Raw genomic sequence first — 8,019 nt, forward strand, 5'->3', positions numbered from 1 at the left:
ACCCTTGACCCTTGACTTTTTGCTTAACTATTCAAATACGTGTATCTTCTTAAACTCTGTTCGTAGGTTTGCAGAAGGCGCTGAGATTCTGCCAAGGTGATTCGCTTTTCCTCCAAAGCTTTTTCGCAACGCTGGCGGATATTTTCCACCATATCTTCGGAGTCATACTGCACGTAGCTCACAACTTCGCTCATGGTATCGCCTTTGACGACATGTTCAATTTGGTAACCTTTGGGGGTCAATTGAATGTGAACTGCATTAGTGTCGCCAAATAGGTTGTGTAAATTACCCATGATTTCTTGGTAAGCTCCACTGAGAAACATCCCTAAATAGTAAGGTTCTCCTGGCTTATAGGTGTGCAGCTCTAAAACAGATTTGACATCACGCAAATCAATAAAACGATCGATTTTGCCATCACTATCGCAGGTGAGGTCAGCCAAAATCCCTCGCCGTGTCGGTTCTTCATCCAAGCGGTGTATGGGCATAATCGGGAATAATTGGTCGATCGCCCAACAGTCTGGTGCCGATTGAAACACCGACATATTAGCGTAGTAAATAGAAGCCATGATTTTTTCAAGGTCTTCTAGTTCGTCGGGTACGTATTCTTGCTGCCTAGTAATTTCAAGAATTTTTTGGCAACAAGCCCAGTAGAGACGTTCGGCTTTAGCACGTTCTCTCAGGCGCAAAATGCCCAAGTTGAAACGGCTGATGGCTTCTTCTTTAAATTGGGCGGCGTCGTGGTAGAACTCTTGATAATTTTCTTTGTTAATCGATTGAAAAGTTTCCCACAGATAATTAATGATTGGGGATTCGCCCTCTTGTGGTGGTTCTGGGGCATCGAGGGGGACATCGCTAGTACTGAGAACATCGAAAATCAGTACTGATTGATGGGAAGCGATCGCTCTACCACTTTCACTAATTAAGGTTGGTACGGGAATTTGCCGTTCCGCACAGGTATCTTTTAACTCTGCCACGATGTCGTTGGCATAGTTTTGCATGTTGTAGTTTTTCGAGGCGTAGAAGTTAGTTTGGGAACCATCGTAATCTACACCCAAGCCACCACCGACATCGAGATATTTCATATCTGCCCCCAGCATTGCCAACTCTACGTAAATGCGGCTGGCTTCTTGGATGGCATCTTTAATTACATTAATGGCTGAGATTTGCGAGCCAATATGAAAATGCATTAACTGCAAGGAATCTAGCAAATCAGCTTCGCGTAACTTATCAACCGCCTCGATTACCTCAGGCATAGTCAGACCAAACTTAGCGCGATCGCCGCTTGAGGTTCCCCAACGTCCCATACCTTGGGTACTGAGTTTTGCCCGTACTCCTAAGATGGGTTTAATACCCAACTGGCGGTTAGCAGCAATTACTAGATCGACTTCTTCAATTTGCTCTAAGACAATAATCGGCGTTTGTCCTAGCCTTTGGGCTAACATCGCTGTTTCAATGTATTCCTGGTCTTTATAGCCATTACAAACTAACAATGCTCCTGGTGTATCCAAGATAGCTAGAGCAATCATTAATTCGGGCTTGGAACCTGCTTCTAAACCAAATTGATGGGGTTTGCCAAATTTGACCAAATCTTCAATCAAATGGCGCTGCTGGTTGCATTTGACAGGAAATACACCACGATAGACACCAGGATAGTTATAGCGGGCGATCGCTTTGGCAAAACAAGCATTTAAGCGCTCAATCCGATCTTCCAAAATGTCAGAAAAGCGAATCAACATCGGCAGCCCCAAATTGCGCTGCTTTAAAGCGTTGACTAATTCAAACAAGTCTAGCGAACCGCCGCGATCGCCCTTGGGGGAAACAGTGACATGACCGGCAGCACTAATCGAAAAATAAGGTTGTCCCCAACCTTCGATCCGATAAAGGGCTTCGCTGTCCTCTATTTTCCAGGAACGAGGCGAATCTTCTGTACTAGTACTAGGTGGTAAAAGCTTTTTGGGCTTATTGTTCTTCACTTCCGGTTTGTGTCCATTGGACGACAGCTTAACTACCTCTTCAGATGTAGCAGTTGATTCAACACCCATTTCTTCCTGACCTCTGTGTTTCACCCACGAATTTTCAATTTAACGCATTCATTGAACAAGGGAACAGGGGATAGGAAACAGGGAACAGATTTTTCTATTTACTGTGCTCTCATAAAAGTCAGAAATTCCCACAGCCCCTGGGATGGCCAGTTTTGGATGAGGTATTCCCTAACATAAAACCCTGTTGCCCGTTGCCAGTTCCCTGTTCCCTCTTTAATTGCGATCGCAAATGCTCCCAGTGATAATTTCTGAGATAAACTCTGATTGGTCAAGAGTCGTGTGTTACTAGTCATTATTCATTAGTCATTAGTCACATGGGTGAAATCCCTAGACTATCAACAAATGACTAAACGCAAAGGACAAAGGACAAAAGACAATTGATCTTGAAAAATTTATTAAGTTTTCGGAGATAGCTTTGGAACGCACATTTTTAGCAATTAAGCCCGATGGCGTACAGCGCGGACTGGTGAGTGAAATTATCGGTCGCTTGGAAAAAAAAGGTTTTACCCTTGTTGGTTTGAAACTGCTCAAACCCAGCCGGGAATTAGCTGAACAACACTACGACGTTCACCGCGAAAGACCCTTTTTTGCAGGATTGGTAGAATTTATCACCTCAGGCCCAGTAGTAGCGATGGTTTGGGAAGGTGATGGCGTAATTGCCTCTGCCAGAAAGTTAATTGGTGCAACTAATCCTTTAAACGCAGAACCAGGAACCATTCGCGGTGATTTGGGGATCAACATTGGTCGTAATATCATCCACGGTTCTGATGCTCCGGAGACAGCACAAAAGGAAGTTGCTCTGTGGTTTAAAGACGAAGAATTAGTAAACTGGCAACCAGAATTAACTCGTTGGTTGCGCGAGTAATTTAGTTAGGGGCAAGGGGACAAGGGGACAAGGGGACAAGGGGGACAAGGAAGAAATATCTAATCATTCTTTACTCTTACCTATTGCCTTCTTGCCCAATGCCCATTCCTCTTTTCTAATTCGACACTTCACTCTTTTGAGTTACATCAGTTACATCAGGTACTTCCTGGGGTACTTCAATGAGAGTACGTTTGGAAAATCCCCAGGCTAGAATCAGACCGATCGCAGTAATCACTAACCATTCTGGTGGCACTAAACTATCATTTACCACCTTCAACAACAGACGCAAACCCACGAACGCTACAGTAATATAGCCTGCATCTTCTAGGTTCTCAAACTCGTCTAGCCAACGGATAAATAATTCTGCCATGAAGCGCAGGGTAATGATCCCAATGGTTGCGCCTGTTAATACTAACCATCTTTCTTGCGAAACCGCGATCGCAGTTGTCACGCTATCTAAAGAAAATGCCATATCTGTAAAGGCAATTACAGGTATCGCTTGCCACAAGGACTTGAAGCGCGGCCCGTGATGATGATTTTCCTCATCTGTTTCTTGGGACGTGAAATGTTGGAATACTAGCCACAGTAAGTAAGCAGCACCCAGAAGTTCAAATTGCCAGAGGTTTTGTACCCAAGTAGCAGTGAGGATTAATGTAATCCGTAGCACATAGGCAACAACCAAACCCAAATTCAGGGCTTGGCGCTCAAGTTTTTTGTCTTCCAATCCTTGGGCGATCGCAGCGAGAGCGATCGCATTATCAGCAGATAGCACCGCTTCTAGAAACACCAGGATCAGCAGAACTATAAGAGCTTCAATGCTGAAATGAAAATGAAGATAATCAAAAATTTTGTCTAGCATTCCAGGTATCTCAAGCAGGAAAAATTAAAAATTAACAGCAAAGCGCGAATTTTATCCTCACAAGTGCAACAAATTGCTACTTTTATCCAGCTTAACGTGGCTGTGGTGCATTCTGAAGACTGTTGATTCACGCGATCGCAAGGCAAATAGGGTCTGTTGAGTGTAATGCAACACACTCTAGGTCTTAACATTTTCTTAAAAAAAGTCCTAATAAATCAAGGACAAAAATACTTAAACAGATTTAGATCCCCGACTTCTTCAAGAAGTCGGGGATCTAAGATTGAGGTTTATTGCATAAGAATTTGGCGAATTAAAATACTCATCACCTCATCTGGTTTATCGGTGGGTATCAGTGGACTCCATTCCCCCACGCCGGCGTAGCCAACTACTTGCAAGTAGTGAATTGTACTGGTAACAGCTTTGGCTGAACCAATCAGCATATACTTAATCGGTTTTCTGTTGGGAAATGGGTTTTGAGTTGGTTGATGTGGCTTTGGTGTATTTGAATCTTCGCCTAAGAACTGTACTAATTTTGACTGGGCGGAATCTTCGGATTGTGCCATCATGGTATTCGTACTCCGTTTTGGATGTTACATAAAGGCGATCGCTTTCTTCTTTGCGGGATTGGGCGATCGCCTTTATTTTTTGGATGTTACATAAGGGCAATCGCTTTCTTCTTCGCGGGATTGGGCGATCGCCTTTATATTTCTTAATATAAAGTATAATTTTATACTTGTCAATTATTAAAGGCAAAAATTTTTGTTAGTAATTCCCCAGTTTGGAGCGGGAATCAATTAATACGAAATCGTAATACTTCGGCTTGCGAAAGTACAAGTTAGTAAGGCGTAATTTCTAATTAATAAATAGCGATTCAAATACGTTGGTAGGGGCAAGGCAATGCCCATTGGTGTCAACTTAAGCAAAAAGTAAGCAAAAGATGTAATCTAAGAACATTAATAATGATGTTCTTAGAGATACATCATGGCAAGAAAACGCCCAGCGCGAACAGGAAACCCAGACCTGCGGCAACAAAAACAAGTACCGATGCCGCCAATAGAGGAAATTGAGCAAAAAATCTACTCATTACTATCTCCGCTCAACTTTAAACCCTTGAAATTGTACGAAACGGAAGAAAACAAACCATTCCGCGACAGAATACTGACCTTATCGGTAATGATGGCGATTGTTGTGAGCTTAGTGTATCGTCAGATTACTGGATTAAGAGAAGTGCAAAGAGTCCTATGCGAAGAAGGATTGTTGTGGGCAGGTCGAATTGAAGTGAGTGCCCAAGCAGTTTCAACACGATTGAGAACACTGCCAATAGAATTATTTGCACAAATTTTCGAGCAAGTAATGGAAAGAATCAATGTGCAGCCACAAAATCAGGCAGTACCAGAGAATTGGCAGCCAGTATACGCCAAATTTACAGCCATCTGGATTGCTGACGGTTCAACCCTAGAAGCATTAAGACGCAAACTCAAAGTACTACAAGAACAAGAAAAAACACTTGCTGGCAAAATGATGATGGTGGTAGAAGCATTTAGCCATCGCCCAGTCACAACCTGGTATACGCAAAACAGCAAAGCTAATGATAAAACTTGGTGCGAACAATTACTTGAACGCCTCCCAATTGGTGGATTGCTGATTTTTGATTTAGGATTTTTTAAGTTTCCTTGGTTTGATGCGTTCACGGAAGCTGATAAGTTTTTTTTGACAAGACTGCGAGAAAAAACTTCTTACAAGGTGATACGTTGTTTGACCAATACCCCATTCTACCGTGATGAAATTATATCTATGGGGGAATATCGCTCTAACCCTTGCCAGCACCAAGTGCGTTTAGTTTCTGTTTTGTGGGGTTCAACTTGGAACTATTACCTGACAAATGTACTCGACCCACAAATGTTATCTGCACAGCAAGTCTGTGAATTATATCGCAGGCGTTGGCGCGTTGAAGATGCTTTTCTGCTCACAAAAAGGCTTCTAGGTTTAGCTTATATTTGGGTTGGGGACAACAATGGCGTACAAATCCAGATTTTTGCCACTTGGATTTTTTATGCTGTTCTTAACCAATTATGTATCGATATAGCGATCGCTCTCAACCAACCTTTAGACCGAATTTCTACAGAAATGGTATTTCGTGCTTTATACCATTTTTCACAAGCTGTTCTCCGTGGTGATGCTAGTGACGCTGTTCCTTATCTTGTGGAACGTCAAAAGCGCTTTGGATTAGTTAAAGCAAGGCGTAAGCGCCATCGAGATATTGACGCTTACACCCAACAAATTTGGGCTTTATCTTCTTAAGTTGACACCAATGCCCAATTCTACACTCCAGAGAAATTCGTTAAATTCATCTTGAAGGGCGATCGCTTTTTCTAACCAAAATGAGGGAGAAGACACATTTCCCATCCCCAGAGTAACTTGATGTAAATCCAGCAACGCTTTAATAAAAAATGCGTAATCTTCAGACTGGGCTAAAACATGAGGTTGCTTATCATAATTAAGTCTGTGAAAACGCCCATCCACAAACTGATGAACCAGAATGAAGTTTGCCGCCTTTGCTGCTATTTCCAAGTACGATGGTTGTTTAAATATCCCCGCAGCCCTTGCTAAACCAGAAATCATCAAGCTATTCCAAGCCACAATCATCTTTGTATCTGTTACCGAGGGAATGCGTCCCGGCCAGTTGGTGGTTTTGGCTTCTTGATTGTTGCGGGCAGGTGGGAAAGTATCTAGTGATTCAGCATTTACTCCGTATCTAGCAGTAAATAACTTATCCAAAGCTATTTCTAGCTTGTCGCTTAGTTGCCCATGATGTCGCCTTTGCAACACATTCTGCCCTTCAAAGTTGCCATTCGGGCTGACAGTAAATTGCTGTTGTAATTCGGTCAATTCCTCAGCGGTGAGCAGTTGCTCCAGTTCGATGTATCTCTAAACGTAAAATGCTCCTTCCTCTGGTTCTACTGCTGTGGAGTTGGTGAAACTATCGGCATCTTGGGCTGCATAGAAGTAACCTTCAGGAGCAGTCATTTCCCGTTTGAGCCATTGTACAGTTTTAGCGATCGCTCGTTCAAATGCCGGTTCTTGTACTCCCGCACTCCACAAATTCGCCAGATACTCCACAATCTGACCATTGTCATAGAGCATCTTTTCAAAATGGGGTACTGTCCAAGTAGGGTCAACAGTATAGCGGTGAAAGCCACCACCTACATGATCATTAATTCCACCCAGTGCTAAATCTAGCCCTCTCTGGGTAATAACTTGTGCGCCATCATACTGAGAGGCAAAATTAAATCGATTTAGACGTAATGCTAATTCCCCATAGGGAATCATTGGGAAGCTATTACCAGTTTCATTGGGAGCAAGTATGGCTGTACAAGTTTCCCAGCCTTTGCGGAGTAATTCATTTTCTGCAACATCAGCATCCGTACCATCTTGCAATACAGATGAGGTGAGGAGAGCTTCGACCATTACAGCTTTGCGTTGCTGTAAATCATCTTTTTCTGTATCGTAGTAACGACGAATCGCTTGCAGCACTTGCAAAAACCCAGGGCGACCGTAACGTGGCTGTAAAGGAAAATAAGTACCAGCGTAAAACGGTACTAAATCGTCTGGAGAAAGAAACACATTTAATGGCCAACCTCCCTGACCACTCATCATTTGCAAAGCTTGCATATAGATGCTATCGATATCAGGTCTTTCTTCCCTATCTACTTTGATGGGGAGGAAATTGGCATTCATGTACTCAGCAATAGTGAGGTCAGAAAAAGCCTCACCTTCCATGACAGTACACCAGTGACAACTAGAGTAGCCAATAGAAAGAAAGATCGGTCGATTTTTTGCTCGTGCAGTTGCGAGAGCTTCGTCAGACCAAGGCCACCAATCAATAGGGTTTTCAGCGTGTTTACGGAGGTAGAGACTCTTAGCTTCAACAAGACGATTAGTCATGATCGGATGGGAGTTAGTTGCCTTCTTTGCCCAGTCTAGCGTTCCAAAGCCTGAGCGAAGAAGTCAACATTCATTTGCAAAAACCCGATAAGCCAGCTACATAATCAATGCACAAGGAAGTTCTTTTCCACAGGAGTTAAAGCCAACCTGCCGAATTTCTCCTAAATGCCGTGGTTGACTTTTTTTTCAAATAGCCTTTAGCGCTCTTTTATTACTCTCGTCAGATTAAATTTGCAACCCTATTTGACGTTAGTCCGCGCAGGCGGACTTTGTTTGTTTAGCCGCGATTTCTAATCGCCTGGATTATT

General features: G+C 43.0%; 6 protein-coding genes and 1 pseudogene. 2 read left to right on the forward strand and 5 right to left on the reverse strand.

All coding sequences use genetic code 11. From position 1 onward, the window contains the following. Nucleotides 1–23 precede the first annotated feature (23 nt). Nucleotides 24–2,042: a biosynthetic arginine decarboxylase gene (speA, locus tag BV372_RS07665; protein WP_086685505.1), complete on the reverse strand. Its 2,019-nt coding sequence runs from the start codon at nucleotides 2,040–2,042 to the stop codon at nucleotides 24–26. Between the two features lie 98 nt (nucleotides 2,043–2,140). Beyond that, nucleotides 2,141–2,335, reverse strand: coding sequence for a hypothetical protein (locus BV372_RS35090; protein WP_143845016.1), 195 nt, complete (start codon nucleotides 2,333–2,335; stop codon nucleotides 2,141–2,143). Nucleotides 2,336–2,457: 122 nt separating this feature from the next. Between BV372_RS35090 and ndk the strand changes: the two genes are divergently transcribed. Next, nucleotides 2,458–2,907 carry a nucleoside-diphosphate kinase gene (gene ndk, locus BV372_RS07670; RefSeq protein ID WP_086685507.1) on the forward strand — a complete coding sequence of 150 codons (450 nt, stop codon included), beginning with the start codon at nucleotides 2,458–2,460 and terminating at the stop codon, nucleotides 2,905–2,907. Nucleotides 2,908–3,022: 115 nt separating this feature from the next. Here the strand turns inward: ndk and BV372_RS07675 are convergent, their stop codons facing one another. Together BV372_RS07675 and BV372_RS07680 are read right to left on the reverse strand one after the other, a co-directional pair. Further along, complete coding sequence (locus BV372_RS07675) at nucleotides 3,023–3,766, reverse strand: TerC family protein (RefSeq protein WP_086685509.1); 744 nt, start codon at nucleotides 3,764–3,766, stop codon at nucleotides 3,023–3,025. A gap of 287 nt (nucleotides 3,767–4,053) precedes the next feature. Continuing rightward, nucleotides 4,054–4,332, reverse strand: a complete 279-nt coding sequence (locus BV372_RS07680; protein WP_086685511.1) for a hypothetical protein — start codon at nucleotides 4,330–4,332, stop codon at nucleotides 4,054–4,056. A gap of 415 nt (nucleotides 4,333–4,747) precedes the next feature. Between BV372_RS07680 and BV372_RS07685 the strand changes: the two genes are divergently transcribed. Beyond that, nucleotides 4,748–6,067 (forward strand): IS4 family transposase, encoded by a 1,320-nt coding sequence (locus tag BV372_RS07685; RefSeq protein WP_086685513.1) that lies wholly within the window; start codon nucleotides 4,748–4,750, stop codon nucleotides 6,065–6,067. 12 nt (nucleotides 6,068–6,079) lie between these two features. On the opposite strand, the pseudogene BV372_RS07690 reads toward BV372_RS07685, so the two are convergent. Next, nucleotides 6,080–7,711 (reverse strand): annotated as a pseudogene (locus tag BV372_RS07690) (thioredoxin domain-containing protein); the annotation flags it as partial. Between the last annotated feature and the right edge of the window lie 308 nt (nucleotides 7,712–8,019).

Origin of the sequence: Nostoc sp. T09, assembly GCF_002154695.1 — a bacterium.
In the GTDB taxonomy this organism is placed as follows: domain Bacteria; phylum Cyanobacteriota; class Cyanobacteriia; order Cyanobacteriales; family Nostocaceae; genus Aulosira.